The organism is Arthrobacter sp. Z1-9 (assembly GCF_054792695.1).
Genome location: NZ_CP096456.1, coordinates 2,166,364 through 2,182,432, shown reverse-complemented (window position 1 = coordinate 2,182,432; position 16,069 = coordinate 2,166,364). Strand labels below are relative to the sequence as shown.

The 16,069-nt window shown below is 63.3% G+C and carries 15 protein-coding genes; 6 read left to right on the top strand and 9 right to left on the bottom strand.

Features of this window, described 5'->3' with window-relative positions; all coding sequences use genetic code 11:
* Nucleotides 1–498: 498 nt before the first annotated feature.
* The 3 genes from M1D93_RS10040 to M1D93_RS10030 are packed head-to-tail and all read right to left on the bottom strand — an operon-like array spanning nucleotide 499 to nucleotide 3,982.
* The gene (locus M1D93_RS10040) at nucleotides 499–1,845 is read right to left on the bottom strand and encodes an MFS transporter (RefSeq protein ID WP_461171441.1); all 1,347 of its coding nucleotides are present in this window, start codon (nucleotides 1,843–1,845) and stop codon (nucleotides 499–501) included.
* Nucleotides 1,846–1,859: 14 nt separating this feature from the next.
* Nucleotides 1,860–2,861: a PDR/VanB family oxidoreductase gene (locus M1D93_RS10035; RefSeq protein ID WP_461171440.1), complete on the bottom strand. Its 1,002-nt coding sequence runs from the start codon at nucleotides 2,859–2,861 to the stop codon at nucleotides 1,860–1,862.
* 17 nt (nucleotides 2,862–2,878) lie between these two features.
* The gene (locus tag M1D93_RS10030; RefSeq protein ID WP_461171439.1) at nucleotides 2,879–3,982 is read right to left on the bottom strand and encodes an aromatic ring-hydroxylating dioxygenase subunit alpha; all 1,104 of its coding nucleotides are present in this window, start codon (nucleotides 3,980–3,982) and stop codon (nucleotides 2,879–2,881) included.
* Between the two features lie 164 nt (nucleotides 3,983–4,146).
* Here M1D93_RS10030 and M1D93_RS10025 point away from each other — a divergent pair, with 164 nt between their 5' ends.
* From M1D93_RS10025 to M1D93_RS10010, 4 genes are all read left to right on the top strand, one after another.
* Entirely contained in the window at nucleotides 4,147–4,794 is a 648-nt protein-coding gene (locus M1D93_RS10025; protein ID WP_461171438.1) for a PadR family transcriptional regulator, read from the top strand.
* A gap of 294 nt (nucleotides 4,795–5,088) precedes the next feature.
* Nucleotides 5,089–6,168 carry a helix-turn-helix domain-containing protein gene (locus M1D93_RS10020; protein ID WP_461171437.1) on the top strand — a complete coding sequence of 360 codons (1,080 nt, stop codon included), beginning with the start codon at nucleotides 5,089–5,091 and terminating at the stop codon, nucleotides 6,166–6,168.
* 165 nt (nucleotides 6,169–6,333) lie between these two features.
* On the top strand, nucleotides 6,334–7,404 hold the full coding sequence (locus M1D93_RS10015; protein ID WP_461171436.1) for a tannase/feruloyl esterase family alpha/beta hydrolase: 1,071 nt from the start codon (nucleotides 6,334–6,336) through the stop codon (nucleotides 7,402–7,404).
* Nucleotides 7,305–7,871, top strand: coding sequence for a tannase/feruloyl esterase family alpha/beta hydrolase (locus M1D93_RS10010; protein WP_461171435.1), 567 nt, complete (start codon nucleotides 7,305–7,307; stop codon nucleotides 7,869–7,871). The genes M1D93_RS10015 and M1D93_RS10010 overlap by 100 nt, the downstream gene beginning before the upstream one ends.
* A gap of 572 nt (nucleotides 7,872–8,443) precedes the next feature.
* Here the strand turns inward: M1D93_RS10010 and M1D93_RS10005 are convergent.
* The 6 genes from M1D93_RS10005 to M1D93_RS09980 form a co-directional block, all read right to left on the bottom strand.
* On the bottom strand, nucleotides 8,444–9,139 hold the full coding sequence (locus tag M1D93_RS10005) for a potassium channel family protein (protein ID WP_461171434.1): 696 nt from the start codon (nucleotides 9,137–9,139) through the stop codon (nucleotides 8,444–8,446).
* On the bottom strand, nucleotides 9,132–10,562 hold the full coding sequence (locus tag M1D93_RS10000) for a TrkH family potassium uptake protein (RefSeq protein WP_461171433.1): 1,431 nt from the start codon (nucleotides 10,560–10,562) through the stop codon (nucleotides 9,132–9,134). The genes M1D93_RS10005 and M1D93_RS10000 overlap by 8 nt, the downstream gene beginning before the upstream one ends.
* Before the next feature lie 353 nt (nucleotides 10,563–10,915).
* Nucleotides 10,916–11,542 (bottom strand): DUF4386 domain-containing protein, encoded by a 627-nt coding sequence (locus M1D93_RS09995; protein ID WP_461171432.1) that lies wholly within the window; start codon nucleotides 11,540–11,542, stop codon nucleotides 10,916–10,918.
* Nucleotides 11,543–11,789: 247 nt separating this feature from the next.
* On the bottom strand, nucleotides 11,790–12,293 hold the full coding sequence (locus tag M1D93_RS09990) for a hypothetical protein (RefSeq protein ID WP_461171431.1): 504 nt from the start codon (nucleotides 12,291–12,293) through the stop codon (nucleotides 11,790–11,792).
* 11 nt (nucleotides 12,294–12,304) lie between these two features.
* Entirely contained in the window at nucleotides 12,305–13,078 is a 774-nt protein-coding gene (locus tag M1D93_RS09985; RefSeq protein ID WP_461171430.1) for a DUF4386 domain-containing protein, read from the bottom strand.
* Nucleotides 13,079–13,092: 14 nt separating this feature from the next.
* Nucleotides 13,093–14,145 (bottom strand): NAD(P)-dependent alcohol dehydrogenase, encoded by a 1,053-nt coding sequence (locus M1D93_RS09980; protein WP_461171429.1) that lies wholly within the window; start codon nucleotides 14,143–14,145, stop codon nucleotides 13,093–13,095.
* Nucleotides 14,146–14,243: 98 nt separating this feature from the next.
* Between M1D93_RS09980 and M1D93_RS09975 the strand changes: the two genes are divergently transcribed.
* A complete protein-coding gene (locus M1D93_RS09975) occupies nucleotides 14,244–14,930 on the top strand; it encodes a TetR/AcrR family transcriptional regulator (protein WP_461174914.1) in 687 nt (228 codons plus the stop codon).
* A gap of 223 nt (nucleotides 14,931–15,153) precedes the next feature.
* A complete protein-coding gene (locus M1D93_RS09970) occupies nucleotides 15,154–16,026 on the top strand; it encodes a DUF4389 domain-containing protein (RefSeq protein WP_461174913.1) in 873 nt (290 codons plus the stop codon).
* The last annotated feature ends 43 nt before the right edge of the window (nucleotides 16,027–16,069 follow it).

Sequence of the window (16,069 nt, the reverse complement as noted above, 5' to 3'; positions counted from 1 at the left end):
CCTGGCAGCAATAGCGGTGGATAACCTATGAGAATTGTCCCCGGCTGTGGGCGGGGCGGACCCGACTTCTCGTCCAAACGTAGATCGATTCCCCGGCAGCAGCCCTGTGTCAGCCTTGTGTGTGCTTTAGTCTGATACGAGGATCCGCACATTTGGCCTGTTTCCCGTCTGGTGCAGGTCTCGTAAGCCGAGGGTTGAGGGGGCGTCCTAAAGAGACGGCAACCCCGCCAGCGCTCCTCGGCTCCTCTTATGTCTTACCACTATGTCTCGGTGATGATTGCGTATGCATGGCTTCTGTCAGAGTTACGAGACAGCGCCGTCACGGGGACAAGGCCGGATGATGGTCTGACGGTATGGCTTGGAGATCAGTTAGATCGAAAAAGCTGTTGAGAGCACGGGATGGCTTTCCGACCTTGGCCTTAGTCAGGCTGCTTGCGGCTCGCCACGCCGGGTGTCTTCCTTGCCCTTTCCCCGCAGGGAAGACACCCAGCGGTGACTTCATGCAGTGGTCGCTGTAGACGCAGTGTCCTGGTTTGCAGCGGACTCAGCCTCTTCGTAGGGGGGCATCCGGAGCAGGGCCACGGCCGCGAGGAGAACCACCGCAGCTACGCCGAAGTAGAGTTGCGTGGGGTTCCACCCGCTGTCGAGCAGGGCGCCGACCGCGATGGGAGCGAGGATCGCACCGGCCCGGCCGACGCCGATGCCCCAACCCACACCCGTGGTGCGGACACCGGGCTCGTAGGTCATGGGAGCCACGGTGTAAAGACCGGCGATGCAGCCGTTGACGAGCATCCCGACGACCACGCCGGAAGAGAACGCCAGCAGCGGCAACGAGGTGGTGGTAATGAACAGGACGAGGGTCACGGCGGAGAGCACCGTGAAGGCCATCAAGGTCCGCCGCTCGTCCCACCGGGTGGTGAGCCCGCCGTAGAGCAGCGAGCCGAAGGTGCCGCCCATGGTGAGCATGAGCCCGCCGATGATGCCCTGCTGCTCGGTCATCCCTGATTCCACGAGCAGGCGGGGAGTCCAGGAGTTGGCGAAGTAGAAGCCGAACATGATGATGAAAAAGGAGATCCACAGCAGGATGCTGGCCTTGCGGTACCGCGGACTCAGGAGCGTTGCCACGCTGCCCTGCTGCTTGCCCGTGCTGACGGGGGCGGGACCGAGGTCGACATCGCCCTCGAGGCGCAGGCGCCGGGCTATGCGCTGGAGCTTCTCGGCGGCGTTCTGCGGTCGCCGGGCGCGGAGGTAGTCGACGGACTCGGGCATGAGCGCGACGACGAGGGCGATCGCCACGAGGGTCAGCAGGCCGCCGGTGAGGAATACGGAGCGCCACCCGAAGGCGGGGATGAGCTGGGTCGCGCCCATGCCGCCGAGTGTGGCGCCCACACCGTAGCCTGCGGTGAAGATGCTGACGGCCATCCCGCGGCGGCGGGCGTTGGCGTATTCGCTCGTGATCACGGTAGCGGAGGCAAGAATGCCGCCCACGCCCAGCCCGGTGACGACCCGCCACAGTCCGAGGTCGAAGGCGGAGTTCGCCGTGGTGGACAGGAACAGGCCGAGGGCGTTGATCACCAGTGCCACGATGAGGATCTTGCGCCGGCCGTAGCGGTCGGCGAAGGGCCCGAGGACGAGCGAGCCCACGGCCATGCCGATGAGGCCCGCGCTGAGCAGCCAGCCTAGCTGGGCGCCGGAGAGTCCGAACTCCTTGGTCACGGACGTGGCAGTGAAGGCCATGGCCAGCACGTCGTAGCCGTCGAGGGCGTTGAGGAAGGTGGTCACCGCGATGATGAGCCACTGGTACGACGACATCTTGGATGCGTCGATCTGGTGTCGGATATCCATGGTGGTGATGCCTCTCAGGGGACGTCGATGGTGAGGACGGCGGGACGGGGTGCCGGGGCTGTGCCCGGCTCTCCTGTGACCGCGCGGGAGACGCAGCAGCACATCTTGGTGTTGGGTTCCTTTTGCCGGTCGGAGTAGAAGACGTCGCGGTGGTCGATATGCCCGGCGAGTTCGAGGACCTTGACCTGGCACAGGCCGCACTCGCCCTTGCGGCAGTCGGACATCATGTCCACGCCCTCGCGTTGGAGGGCCTCGAGCATAGACTCGTCGGAGTCGACAAGTGTCTCAACCCCCAGTCGAGGAATGCGGACGGTGAACGGTTCGGCCTCGTACCAGCCGCTGTTGCCGAAGGTTTCGTAGCGCAGGTTCGTGGGGTCGAGCTCACGCTCGGTCCATGCCCGGCGGACGGCGTCCATGAGCCGGATGGGTCCGCACATGTAGAGCTCGGCGTTCTCGGGGACTGAACTCACGAGGGCGTGGACGTCGAGGGAGGTGCCCTCCGCGTCGACGTGTGCCTCCAGGTGGTTCCCATGAAGGGCGGCGAGATCGTCGAGGTAGGCCATCGCGTCCCGGGAGCGGGCCACGTAGACGATGCGGTATCCGGCGCCGAGGCGCCGCAGCAACGTGGCCATTCCGGCGATCGCGGTGATGCCGATGCCGCCGGCGAGCAGGACGTAGGAGGGCGCCCCGATCCGCAGCGGGAAGTTTTGCAGCGGCTGGGTGATCTCCAGGAGCTGCCCGGGCCGGAGCGAGTGCATGAACACGGAACCTCCTCGGGAGGTGGGGGTCCGGAAGACGCTGAGGGCGAGGTGCGTGCCGTCCTCAGCGGCGTCGACCACGGAGTAGGAGCGGACGTGCTGCTCGCCTTCAATGGTCGTGCGGACGTCCACGTGCTCGCCCGGGCGCACAATGCACGGGCGTTCCGGGCGCAGAATGATGCGGCGGATGTTCTCGGCTACGTCGGATACGGAGTCGACGACGGTCTGCTGCCAGATGATGTTGTGGGAATCGGCCACGGTGGATCTCCTCCTGCTCAGGAGCTCGGCAGGGCGGCGAGGCGGCCCTCGGCCTCGAGGGCGCGCTCCAGGAGCCGGCGCACCCACATTCCGCCCATGTCGATGTTGAGGTTGTAGAACTCGTAGTCCGGGTTGGCGTCGATGGCCTCCTGCTGCGCCAGGAGCATGGCCTCGTCCTCTCCGAAGACCCCGTGCACGCCGTTGCGCAGCTGTGTGGTGATGAGCTGGCTCTCCAGCCGGTAGTTGCGCATAAATGCCCAGAAGTAGTGGCAGGAGCGGTTTGTTTCCGGCGTGATCGTGTTCATCACATAGCCGTTCACCCCGCGCGAGCGGTCGCCCTCGGGTGCCCCCGTTCCGGCCTCGGCGACCCCGACGTCGATGCAGATCGTGGACGGGAAGTAGTAGTGGATGATCTGCCAGCGGTCCACCTTGCCCTCGAAGCCAGGGAACTTGTCCCGCATGTTCTTCAGCCAGAACGGCGGGGCGTCGATGTTGCGCATCCAGCGGGTCACGGTCACGGAGGTCTCGTCGTGGGTCACCTCGAACTCGGACTCGGACAGTTCCTCTTGTCCGATCGAGGAGCTGTGCACGAACTCCTCGTGGGTGAGGTCCATGAGGTTATCCAGGACCAGCTGGTAGTTGCACGGGGCGTGGATGGTCTCGCCGTCTCCCGCCCACTCGGGATTGTCCAGCTGGTGCATGTCCGGCAGGAGGCCCGGGTCGGCCTTGGTGGGGTCACCGAGCCATACCCAGATGTAGCGGTAGCGTTCAACCACGGGAAAAGAGGGCACGGTGGCCGAGGGGTTGAGGGTCTCCTGCGCCGGCATTGAGGTGCAGCGGCCCGCGGCGTTGTAGCGCAGGCCGTGGTAGGGGCACTGGATCTCGTCGCGGCCCACGAGTTTGCCTTGGGACAGCGGGGCGAGACGGTGCCAGCAGGCGTCGGCCAGCGCGACAGCGCGGCCGTCCTCGGTGCGGTAGAGGGCCAGAGGCCGGCCCGCGACAGTGCGCGCCAGGATCCCCTTGGCGGTGATCTCGTGGTCCCACCCCGCCACGAACCACGCGTTGAGCGGGGAGGGCAGGAGCTTGGCGGTGGTCGTGGTCTTCGTAGCTGAGACGGTCATGAAGCGGTCCTTCGTCGTTGAGCGGGCCGGACAGGGAAGCCACTAACTATGTAGATAGTTATTTAGTGGCGTGGAGCACATACTATCTATGTCGATAGTGAGTTGCAAAGCTTCTTCTGAACTAGGCTGGGAGGCGAACGCATTGCCGACTGAAAGGACCGCCCGTGACCCTTAGATCGGCTCTGCTGGCACTGCTGTCCTCAGGTCCGCTGACGGGCTACGACTTGGTCAAGCAGTTCAGCTCCTCGGTGGGCCACGTCTGGCATGCCCCCGACTCGCAGATCTATCCTGAGCTGCGGAAGATGCACGCCGAGGGCCTCCTTTCCAGCCAGCCTGTGCCGTGGGGCACGCGCGGAGCCACCAAGACGGAGTATGCCCTTACGCCCGCAGGCGAGGCGGCTCTGCTGGAATGGCAGAATCAGCCATTGACCTACGTCCGGGACCGAGACCCCGCCCGCCTCAAGGCCGCCTATTTCGAGTGGGCACCGACGGGCGTGGCGGCAGCACAGCTGCGAGCCCACATCGCTCATTACGAGGAACAACGCCTCCAAACTCTTCACATGATCCAGGCTCTCGAACAGCGTACGCATCCCACTCTTGCCCGTCGCCTCACCCGGTACGCTGAAGAGGAACAAGAGCAGATCGTCCGCTTCAAGATCTTCGCTTATGAAGGCCAGCTCGCTCGTGCCGAGCAGGAAATCGATTGGGCCAAGCGCGGCCTGCAAATACTTGAGGAGATGGAGAAACACGGAAAACCCGGTCCGGTTAAGGAGACCTCTACCATGCGGAGCCCTCCCCGCACCCGCTCCTGATCCTGCCCGCCTCCCCAGTCCCCTATAACGGGGGCAAACAGCGCGCAGCTGCGCCCGAGCCCACATACGCGGATCGTCCCAGGAGCGGGGATTCCGGGCGGTGGCGTAGACCTTGCTCGTGCCTCGGGCTAGGGCCCGTGGACGAAATGAGTTCCGATTCCACCGTTTTGCGCCGGTCGTTTGCTGAGCCGATATCGAGGCCAAAACGGTTTACGTATTCCGGATAAAGCAGGCTGCCAAGCTCAGCAGGGTCAGACAGGTTTGTCTTCGAGACTTCCCGCTTATCATGAGTGGATGGAAAGAGTTCTTCGGGAACTGGCGCGTTTTGATACCTCAGGAGAGAGCGCCCTGCCGATCATTGCTGCTTTCCAGCACATCGCTGAACGAGCTGTATGGGACGAAGCAGACATTCTGACCGCGATGTCTCAGTACTCCGGTTACCCGGCGCGTATCGCACTCGGTGGAGGAGTGTATCTTCGCGCTGAAGTCGATGGAAGACTCTCGCACGATGCGACACCGCCCCATGAGCGGTGGCCGGCTGAGCGGACAAGCGGAAGCGACGCCGACAGCATCTGGTTGGAGCGTATCGGTCCGGTCACTCTTACCGAAGCCGTGATCCTCCACTCATCAGCAGAACTTCTTCGTAAGCTCCGGGAGCGAGCCGCAGCCGGGCATTCAACGGAGTTCAATGATCCTCTCGCAGCCATAGTCGCCACCGCTGATCTCGCGCTTACTGAGCGACTGTTGCAGCGACTAGGTATTGACCCCGCGGTGGAGTGTGTCGCAATCGCTCAACCGGGGCCTACCGTGGGCCTGCAGATGACTGTCGGTGACTCTGTGGCCGCGAACTGGTCCGATTCCTTGGGCCCTAGCGACCGGTTCGGTGTCGTACGCACTGGAATCGGGATTCGTGTTCAGGCTATTCGCTTCGCTGAGTCGTGGAAGACCGCGTTGACGGCACTTTCGCTTGCGTCTGAGGGGAGTGATTTCGATCCCGGAGCTACGGTGATGCGATACGAAGACGTTGCTCTCCTTGCCCGACTCACGGAGGCCAAAGGTCTGGCCGACAGCCCAGATGTCGTTGGAATCACCCGGCTCTGTATAGAGGTCCCGTGGGCTGCACGAACCCTTGATGGTATTGCTCGGCAGACAAGCCTTCGCCTGGTGGCCTCGATGCTGTTCACGCACCACTCGACGGTCCAGTCGCGTCTCGCCATTATGGAGGACCGACTTGGGTGGGAAGTCACCACGGCCGACGGCAAACTCCGGCTCCAGCTCGCGCTTGCTGCGCGCAGGTTTCTTCTGCACGGACTCGAGGTAGGTCCGCCGCGCTCGACATTCGCGCCCGTGCCGTCCGCCAAGTGGCGACCGTAAACCGCCACTTGGCGTGCTCCGGGGGCTGTCATTCGATTGCGTCGTTTGATGAGATGAAGTTTCCATCGTTCAACGCGGCCTTCACGTCCTCTGATCCGACGCAGGTCGCGCTTCGCAACTGCGTTTTAACTCAAAGCGGCTGCGTTGTGACTCAAAGGAGAGTTCATGCCTTCATCTACCGGAAACGTGCGTCAAGATCTCCGGCGCTGGATCGATCCTGCCCATAACCGCCGCCCGCTCGAGAACCCGGGGGACCTAAACCTCGACACTCTCAATGCGGCGATCGCTGACGTGGGCAATGCGACGGTCACATCAGTAAGTGTGAACACCAGCGGATCTTTCGAATCTCCGCTTGGCCCCATGATGGATCTCCCCGATTTCGTTGATATTCGCGTGTCAATCACCAGCCCGCAGGGGCGCGACGCCCATGTCTATCTCTGGGCCCCTCTTGACTGGAACGAGCGCTTTCTCGGCATAGGAGGCGGAGGCAGCCGCACGCTGGCGCAGTGGTTGACACCAGAAGGAATGAGAAGCCCGACTCTCCGTGACGGTGTCCGCAATGGGTATGCCGTTGCCACCACTGATGGAGCGAATCGGGATGAACGTTTCGGAGCCTGGGGCTTGGACCTTGAGACCGGCGAGATCGATTTCGATCGCGCCGACAATTGGCACGTTCGAAGCAACCATGAGATGGCGGTCGTCAGCAAACGCCTTATCGAGCGGATCTACGGGAAGCAGCCGGACTATTCCTACATGATGGGCGCGTCAGGCGGGGGACGACAGACACTTATGCAGGCGCGGGAATACCCGGAAGACTTCGATGGGTATTGGGCCGATTGTCCAGCGGTCAACTGGACCAGGTTGCACGTGGCGCAGATGTGGCCTCCGCTCGTGATGAAGGAACTTTCGAATCCAGTCCCGCTGGCCAAGATGGAGGCATTCCGTCACGCGGCGATCAGTGCTCACGACGCTCAGGACGGTCTTGTGGACGGAATCATCGCAAGGAGCGACTTCCCGTCGTGGGATGCCCGCTTGCTGGTCGGCGCGTCGACTGCAGCAGGCCCGATCACAGAGCGCGACGCGGAGGTATATTCGCCGGGGGAGGGCCCCTGGGGATTGGTTTGGCAGTTACGGCAATGGTTGATGGGGTTCTCACTCCCGTCCCCTTCCCCCTGGCAACGGATTGGATTGGGAGCTGGGTTCTTCGCGACCCCGACTGGGACTGGACGACACTGACCTTTGAACAGTACGAAGAAATCTTCGAGCGGAGTGTCAGCGATTTTGCGGCTTACGACGCCAGCAATCCGGACTACAGCGATTTTGTGAGCAGCGGAGGAAGGCTGCTGCTTTCGCACGGGACTGCCGACGAGGGTATTCCTGCTCAAGGAACGGCCAGGCTCTACACGGCCATCCGGGACACGCTCGGAGGCGACGTCACCGATGAGCACTTCCGCTTCTACCTCACTCCCGGCGACGTGCACGCAACCCTGTACGGCAATGGCCCTGGTCTGAGCCTCGCCACTGGTATGGAAGCGCTCGTTGCCTGGGTCGAGGGTGGGGAAGCACCGGAAATCCTCACCGCGATCCGTACGGACCCTCGCACCGAAGAGACGACAATGATGCGTCCGATCGCTCCGTATCCCTTGAACGGCAAGTACATCGGAGGCGACCCGTCGGCAGCGGAAAGTTATCGTTTCTCCTGATCTCAGGTGCGGCCAGGGGTAGTGTCTGCGCTCCGGCGGGGTGCCCTGTTCCGGCGCCCCGCCGGAGCGCAGCCTGGTGGGCGAGCATCGTACAACAACGGCAAGCCCTGGCCCGTAGGGCCCCATCATTCCCCAGGGCAGCCCCGTTCAAACCGGCCAGCAGGCAACGCCGGGACGACGTGGACGATCTTCGCGCTTACACATAGAAGGCCGGGGGTGCTCACTGAAGCCATGGAATCCAGGTCTGCACGCTGATATCTTCTGGAGGACATTGAGCTTCCGAGCACGAGCGGAAACAGTGACTAAGCATCCCGATTTTGTGCTGCAATCAACGCTTCCGACGCGGCCCTCCCCCGCTGGCTCCAAAGAGCCGATAACCGAGATCCCGTCAACCTGCCTCGGGCAGACAACGCGCGCTTGCTGATCAAAGGGCTGGAACTGCAAAGAGTCCGGCGACGAGGAGCGTTGCTCCAGCGAACGACGACGGCCGCGTCCGCATCCGTCGATTTGACGGCCATGACCCGCTTTCTATTGCGGGCGGGCCATGGTCCTTTTCCGGACCTTGCTCTGTGTCAGGGGAGGGTGCTGAATTTTTCGGCGTCGGTTTTGCTGCCCTGGACGATGATCTGGTCATCGTCATACAGGACGGTCTGGGCTGTGGTGTGGCCCCAGGTCCCGCCGAGGCGTTTGAACGCGACGATGGTGATGCCGTACTTATCCCGAAGCCCGAGGATGCCCAGGGGCCGGTCCTGGGCTTCAGCCGGCGGGGTGGTGCGGACCATGACGAAGTCGTCTTCGAACTCGACGTAGTCAAGGATCCCGCCGCGGACCAGGTGCGCGACGCGTTTACCCATGTCATGTTCGGGCCGGATGACGTGGTCCACGCCGAGTTGGCCGAGGATTTCGGCGTGTGGTTCTGAGATGGCTTTGGCCCAGATCTGCGGCCCCTTGAATTTCAGGAGCCGGGAGGTGGTGAGGATGCTGGCCTCGATGTCGGTGCCGATACCGACCACGGCGCGGTCGAACTCGTGGACGGAGAGTTGACGGAGGACTTCTTCCTGGGTGGAGTCAGCCCTCACGACGTGGGTGAGACGGCCGTTGAAGGACTGGACGATGCTCTCGTCCGCGTCAATACCCAACACCTCGGTCCCCTGGGCTTCCAGCTCCAGTGCAAGGGACCCGCCGAAGCGGCCCAGCCCGATCACGGCGACCGAGTCTGCTTTGGCGAGCCGTTCTGGGGCGCGGGAGAAGATGATTTTCCTAGCCAATGAGGGGCCTTTCCTTGGGGTATTCGTAAAGAACCGGGTTGGTGCGGACCGCGAGGGCAACGCCGAGGGTGACCGGGCCGAGCCGGCCAATGAACATCAGCAGGATCAGCACGACCTGTCCCGCCGGGGGCATGCCCGCGGTGATGCCAGTAGACAGCCCGACGGTCGCGAATGCTTCGATGACTTCGAACAGGATCTTTTCCTGTCCGAAGTCGGTGATGAGCATCAGGAACATCGTGGAGCTCACGATCAGGGCCAGGGCGAGCAGGACGACTGTGATGGCCTGGCGGTGGACGGCCCGGGAGAGGCGTTTTCCGAAGATGTTTACCGCGGTGTCGCCGCGCAGTTCCGTGGTGAGGATGAAGAGCAGAACGGCGAAGGTTGTGATCTTCAGGCCGCCGGCGGTGCCTGCCGGCCCGCCGCCGATGAGCATGAGGATGTCCATGCCGAGCCAGGAGACTGGGTGCATCTGGCCGATGTCGATGCTGTTGAACCCGGCCGTGCGGGTAATGACCGATTGGAAGAATCCGGCCAGGACACGGTCGGCCGGGTGAAGGGCGCCAAGGGTTGAGGGGTTGGTCCACTCAAGGGCTGTCAGGAACACCGTCCCGAGCGTTAAGAGGACGGCGGTGCCGGCCAGGACCAGTTTGGTGTTCATGCTCCAATGCACCGGGGTGCGGTAGCGGCGACGCAGCTCGAACAGCACCGGGAATCCGAGGCCGCCGATGATGACCGCCAACGCGATCGGCAGGCACACCCAGGGATCCCCGGCGAACCCGATGAGATTGTCCGAGTACAGGGCGAAACCGGCGTTATTGAACGAGGACACCGAGTGGAAGAACCCATGCCAGAGAGCTTTCCCCAGGGGGTATCCGTAGCCGGCCATGAAGCGGACGGTGAGGATCGCGGTGAGCAGGAGTTCCACTATTGCTGTGATCGTGAGGACGCCGAGCAGGACCCTGGTGATGTCGCCGAAACCGGTACTTTTGGTTTCGGTCGCTGTCGTCATTCGTGATCGCAGCCCCAACCGGCGGGCCATCAGAACACCGAGCAAGGTGCCGAAGGACATCACCCCGAAACCGCCGACTTGGATCAGCGCCAGGATCACGACGTGTCCGAACCCGGACCAGAACACCGGCGTGTCCACCGTGATCAGCCCCGTCACGCACACCGACGAGGTCGCTGTGAACAATGCCTCCAGAAACCCCGCACCACCGGGGCCTTCTTTCGCCGCCGGTAGCATCAACAGACCAGTCCCGACCGCCACCGCGGCCGCGAAGCCCAGCACGATGACCTGCGCGGGATGCTTCGGGGAGAGGGCCTGTGCTGCATCGTTCGCTACCGACGACAAAGTTCGCAATGTTGCCGACACGAGCCCGGACAGAGCAGAAATTCTTCGCCTCACAGCGGGCACGAAACGCATAGCGGTCACGCTACCACCGGCCACAGGTCAGTTCAGGACAAGCAACGGTTGCGGTCAAGTCAGGTTATCAACGGCTGGAAATGGGGAGCCGGTGGGAAGCTCCCTGGTAGCAGTAGCGGTGGATAACCTATGAAAATTGTCCCCGGCTGTGGGCGGACGGACCGGACGAGCCCGAGTGGCGCGAATCCCGGTGCATCTCATTCAGCTTGCCCCCTACCCGTGACCCCTTGGTGTGGCAGGTTGACGAACATTTCTGCGACACCGCTGCTTTCAGAATTCACCAAGACCGGGTAGCCGGCAGCATTTAGGGGCATGCCGCGGCCGGGATCGAGCGCCGCTACACGATCAAGGAGCTAAACCGCCTCGTCCACCTGCTTGAGCCTGGTCTGACGATGCGGAGACACCCGTGTGGGCACCATAGTGGCCGTGCTTGAGCCGAAGCCGCGCGCGATAAGCCAGATGGCGAAGAAGATCTCGAAAAGGCCACCGGGGACGGTTGAAACGAGGCCGGCGCCGGTTACTCCGGCGAGTTCGAGGAAGCAGCCGGCCGCAAACGATCCGTAGCCAATGAATCCCCAGGCCGCGAGGAACTGCGGCACAAGGTGTGAGCGGTAGAGCGCGGCGCAGAAAAATAGGCTCCCGATTCCCAGACCCGCCATGGCGATGTTGTACGCGAGGAAGTTGATGTTGGCGACTCCGACGAGCAGGGCGACTGCGCCGACCGCGAGGAATGCGCCCTCGAAGATTCGCGTGGCGAGGTAGCCGGCGGCGACTGCCGGGGCGTGCGGGCGGAGGACCGGCAGCATCATCGCACCGATCGCGATGACGGCCACCGAGTTGAGCAGCATCATCACCGCGCCGATGGTGAGGAGCGGGCCCGGGGATGCGGCCGTCGCGATGGAGCTTCCGATGCCGTAGAGGAAGAAGGCGGCAAGCATGAGTATGCCGACGGTGCGGGCGGTTTTGCGTGTGTTGATCATGGTCTGTCCTGACTCGAAGTCGATGCTGGCCGAAGGTTTAAGGCCCTATTGGCAAGACGTGAGGGTTGCTTGAGGGGATGGCCTGGACATGAGCGTCAGGGCAGGGTGCCGGCGGTGCCCGGGGTGGTGATGTTGGTTGGCGGACAGGCAGTTCGTTTGTTTAGGCGCTCGAGGGATCCGGCGGACGGCTTTTAGTGCCCGGGCGGTCCGGCGGGGCAGCCCGCCACCTCACGGTGTGGGAGTTCTTTTAGGCGGTTCGTCCCCAGGTTTCCCCGGCAGTCTTTACGTAGCGCTTCCACACGTAGTCCCACGGGGTCACGGCCAGGATGGCGACCACGAAGAGAATGCTGAAGAGCATGTCGGCTGTCGCGGTGTCCATGTCGTTGGCGAGAAGGTGGGGGAGCGCCACGACCCCCAGCCAAAGCACTTTCCAGATGACCTCGAACAAGAGGATCGGCAGCATGCCGATGGGGTACCTGAGGCCCAGGAGTGCCAGGAGCGACATCGCTGTCAGGATGCAGACGACTGCCCCGTCCATCACGGGCATGGAAGCGGCCTGGAGCAGGACGGGCCATTTGACGATGATCAGGCCTACTGCCATTAGCAGGTAGCCGCCCCGCATCAGGTTCAAGCGGAAGGCAGGCAATCCAGCGACTGCGGGCGGGTCTCCTTGGGCGTTCCTGCTTCCTCCGGAGGTACCAGCGGCGAGCACTGCCGGGCCGTTCGTAATGGGGCTATGGTCCTGTTGCATGATGGGGTTCCTTAGAGGATGGGGATGGTCCTGCCGGTTGCTCCAGCGGGGCGGTTGTTTACATGTGAGTGCTGAGCATTGGGGGAAGGATTGGCGGGGACCCGGACCTGGCGACCCCTGATGAGCAGCCAGAACAGGAGTGCTACTTCGCCGGCGAAAACAAACAGTGCGAAGCTGAACGGGGCATCAGCGATGAGGATGGTGGCGAATCCGTCGGTGAGGTAGCCCAGTCCGGCGATGGTGAGCAGGACGCCGAAGATCCTTGCGATGAACCCGGATTGGTAGGCCAGGTAGCCGATCAGCAGCAGGTGGACGGCGAAGAGGACGAGCCCGATTTTCCAGGTGGCATCGAAGGCGCCAAGTATACGCATCGCCTGTTCCGGGTCGCCGGTCAGGAGTGCAGGCACTTCCAGGAGCCGGCAGATCGCGACGAGGAAGACAGCTGAGTAAGCGAGTCTGAACCAGGCAGCCGTCATCGATACGCCACGGTTCACGGACTCGAACACCGCGAACAGCGCTGCGGCGACGATGACGTCCAAAACCACGACGGCGACCAGGGCGGCTACGCCCATGCGGAACAGTGCTTCTGAAGCGGAAATATCTGCGACGGTCTTTGCGGTGTCGCCTGTGGTGATGAGGTTTTCCAGGACGCCGAAGTTCGCCCAGGCGGACAGTACTGACATGAGCAGCAGGGCGGTTCCGGCGATCAGGCTCGGTGCGCGCAGGGATCTGGTGGGTTGGTTGCCGGTGGCGTGCAAGGCGCCGTGCGGGGCTGAAACGGTCATCGTGTGCTTCTCTCTTAGCTTCGTGGGACCTGGATGGTGATGGCGATTTTTCCGCGGGCTTTACCGGCGTCGAAGTAGCGCATGGCGTCCGGGACCTGCTCCAGGGTGTAGGTCCGGTCCATTACTGGCGTGAGGGTGCCGGCTTCGATGAGTCGTCGAAGGTGTTCGAGGTCAGCTGCGTTTTCCTTGCCCATGACCATGGTCAGCCGCTGGTTGATGAACGGATTGAGGGCCAGGGCGCGGAGTTGCCGGTCCATGCTGCCGGTCCAGGATCCGCCTTCCTCCCCGCCGGTGATCACGGCCGTTCCTGTGGGGGTGAGGGCGTTGCGGAGCCGGGTAAGGGTTGGGTTTCCTGCGATGTCCAGGATCAGGTCGTACCGTTCGGTGCCGTCCGCGAAGTCCTGGCGGGTGTAGTCGATGACGTGGTCGGCGCCGAGGGAGCGCAGCAGGTCCATTTTGGCGGTGCTGCTCACGCCGGTGACCTCGGCCCAGGCTGCTTTGGCCAGCTGCACGGCGTAGCTGCCGACCCCGCCTGAGGCGCCCAGGACCAGTACCCTCTGCCCAGGCGTTATGGGGCCGGCTGCACGGATCGCCTGCAGCGCCGTGCTGGCCGAGACCGGGACTACCGATGCCTGTTCGAACGTCAGGTTTGCAGGTTTAAGGGCAAGTTTGTTTTCGGCCGCGGCGGCGAATTCGGCAAAGGGACCCTTCCCGAAACCGAAAACTTCGTCACCGACGGAGAATGTGGTTACCGCTGCCCCGACTGCTGCGACGGTGCCCGCCAGATCCAGCCCAGGGACGGGGTTTTTAGGGGTGCGGAGGCCGTAGGCAAGCCGCAGCGCGTAGGGCAGGCCCCTGGTGACATGCCAGGTGCCCCGGTCCAGTCCGGCCGCGTGCACGCGGACCAGAACCTCTTTCTCGCTGATGGCGGGGCGGGGAATGTGCGCGAGGTGCAGGACGTCGGCGGACCCGTAGGTCTCCTGCACGATGGTCCGCATCGGAGTTTCCACTGCCGGCGTTGTCCGTGCGGACGGACTTTCTGTGACGCCTGGAACGTGTGAGGTCATGGCCGCTCTCCTGGGACTGTTTGATGTGAGCGCCATTTCGTACGCTGTACGGCCATGGTAGCGTACGTAGTACTAAACCGATACGGCTGGGAGCCATCATGTCAGTCAGCACGCAAAACCTGCTCTCGAAACGCGTTCCACTGAGCCGGGAAAGGGTACTCAGATGCGCCCTCGATCTCGCCGATGAGTCGGGAATTGTTGGGCTGACCATCCGATCCCTGGCGACCAGCATGGGAACGAAGCCGATGTCGCTCTACCACTACGTGGCCAACAAGGACGAGATTCTTGACGGCATTGTGGATATGGTCTTCGACGAGATAGAGCCGCCATCCCCGGCGGGGGAGTGGCGTGAGCAAATGCACCGCCGGGCCCATGCGGTGCGGGATGCACTCAAGCGCCATCCCTGGGCCGTAGGGCTGCTGGAGACACGGGCATCTCCCGGGGCTGCCACCCTGCGCCATCACGAGGCGACCCTTGCTACCCTGCGGTCCGCGGGGTTCTCGGTGCAGATGACGGCTCACGCGTATGCGCTGCTGGACAGCTACATCTACGGTGCCGCCCTTCAGGAGGCGGCACTGCCATTCCATGGTCCGGACGCGGCACCCGAGGTCACGTCCTCAATCGTCAAGCTCTTCTCCGACGGGCAATACCCCCGCCTGGTTGAGATCGCCACCGAACACGTCCTCAAGCCCGGCTATGACTTTGGGGACGAGTTCGACTTCGGACTGAACGTCATCCTCGAAGGACTCGCGCGGTCGATTCACGCGCCGGAAGCCGGGGCCTAGCAGCCGTCCGGCTGTCAATTGAAGCTTCCCGGCCGACAACTATCGCCAATTCGTACTATGTACGGTAAGGTGGGCGTACGCCGTACGAAACCGTGCTGCTGGCAACCGGTAGCCCGGTCGCCAGCTCCGGGCACGCCAGCCGTCGGCCCCAGGAAAGAAGATCGCCATGTCAACGTCAATGCCCGGCAATTCTCCCCGGGCGCCAGACTCACCAGTAGCAAAAATGCCCGCACTGCCCATGGCCGTCCTCGTGGTGGGAGTACTGCTCGGGCTCGCCGCGGTCGCTATGCTGTCGGCCTACCGTTCGCTTCCGCGGGAAGTTGACGGTCTTTCGACGGCGCTGCTTGCCATCGGCGTCGCGCTGGTCTTGATCATCGTCGGGGCTGCAGGCCTGGGACGAGGGATTGCCCCCGGGGCCTCGCAGGAAGCCGACCGGATTGGAAACGAGCCGGCCCAACTTACCGGGCATCTTGATCCCGGATTGTCGCGGTGGCTCTGGCTGGTCAAGTGGGTCCTCGTTATTCCCCACTACATCATCCTGGCCCTGCTGTGGGTCGCGTTCCTGGTCGTAACCGTGGCAGCAGGTTTTGCGATCCTGTTCACCGGCCGCTATCCGGCCTCGCTCTTCCAATTCACCGTCGGCGTCCTCCGCTGGAACTGGCGCGTGACGTTTTACGCCTACGGCGTCCTTGGCACCGATCGCTATCCGCCCTTTACCCTCGCCCGCGCAGATTACCCGGCGGAACTGGACGTTGCTTATCCCGTGAAGCTCTCCCACTGGAAGGTACTGTTCAAGTCCTGGCTGTTCGCCTTGCCGCAGCTGCTCATCGTTGCCGCCCTTACCGGCAGCGCAGCCTCCTCCTCAACGGCGAGCATCTCCCTGCTCAGCCTGCTGGTATGCATCGCCGCAGTCATCCTGCTCTTCACCGGCGTGTACCGTCTTGGGATCTTCGACCTGCTGATGGGCATCAACCGATGGACCGTGCGGACCATCTCGTATGCGGCCTTGATGAGTGACAAGTACCCGCCGTTCCGGCTCGACCAGGGCCCGCTCGATCCTCCAACGCACCGTGCGGCGTCACCGACGCCTGCGTAATGCAAACGCGGCCCGTGACGGCCGGGCCTGTTTCCAGCACCAT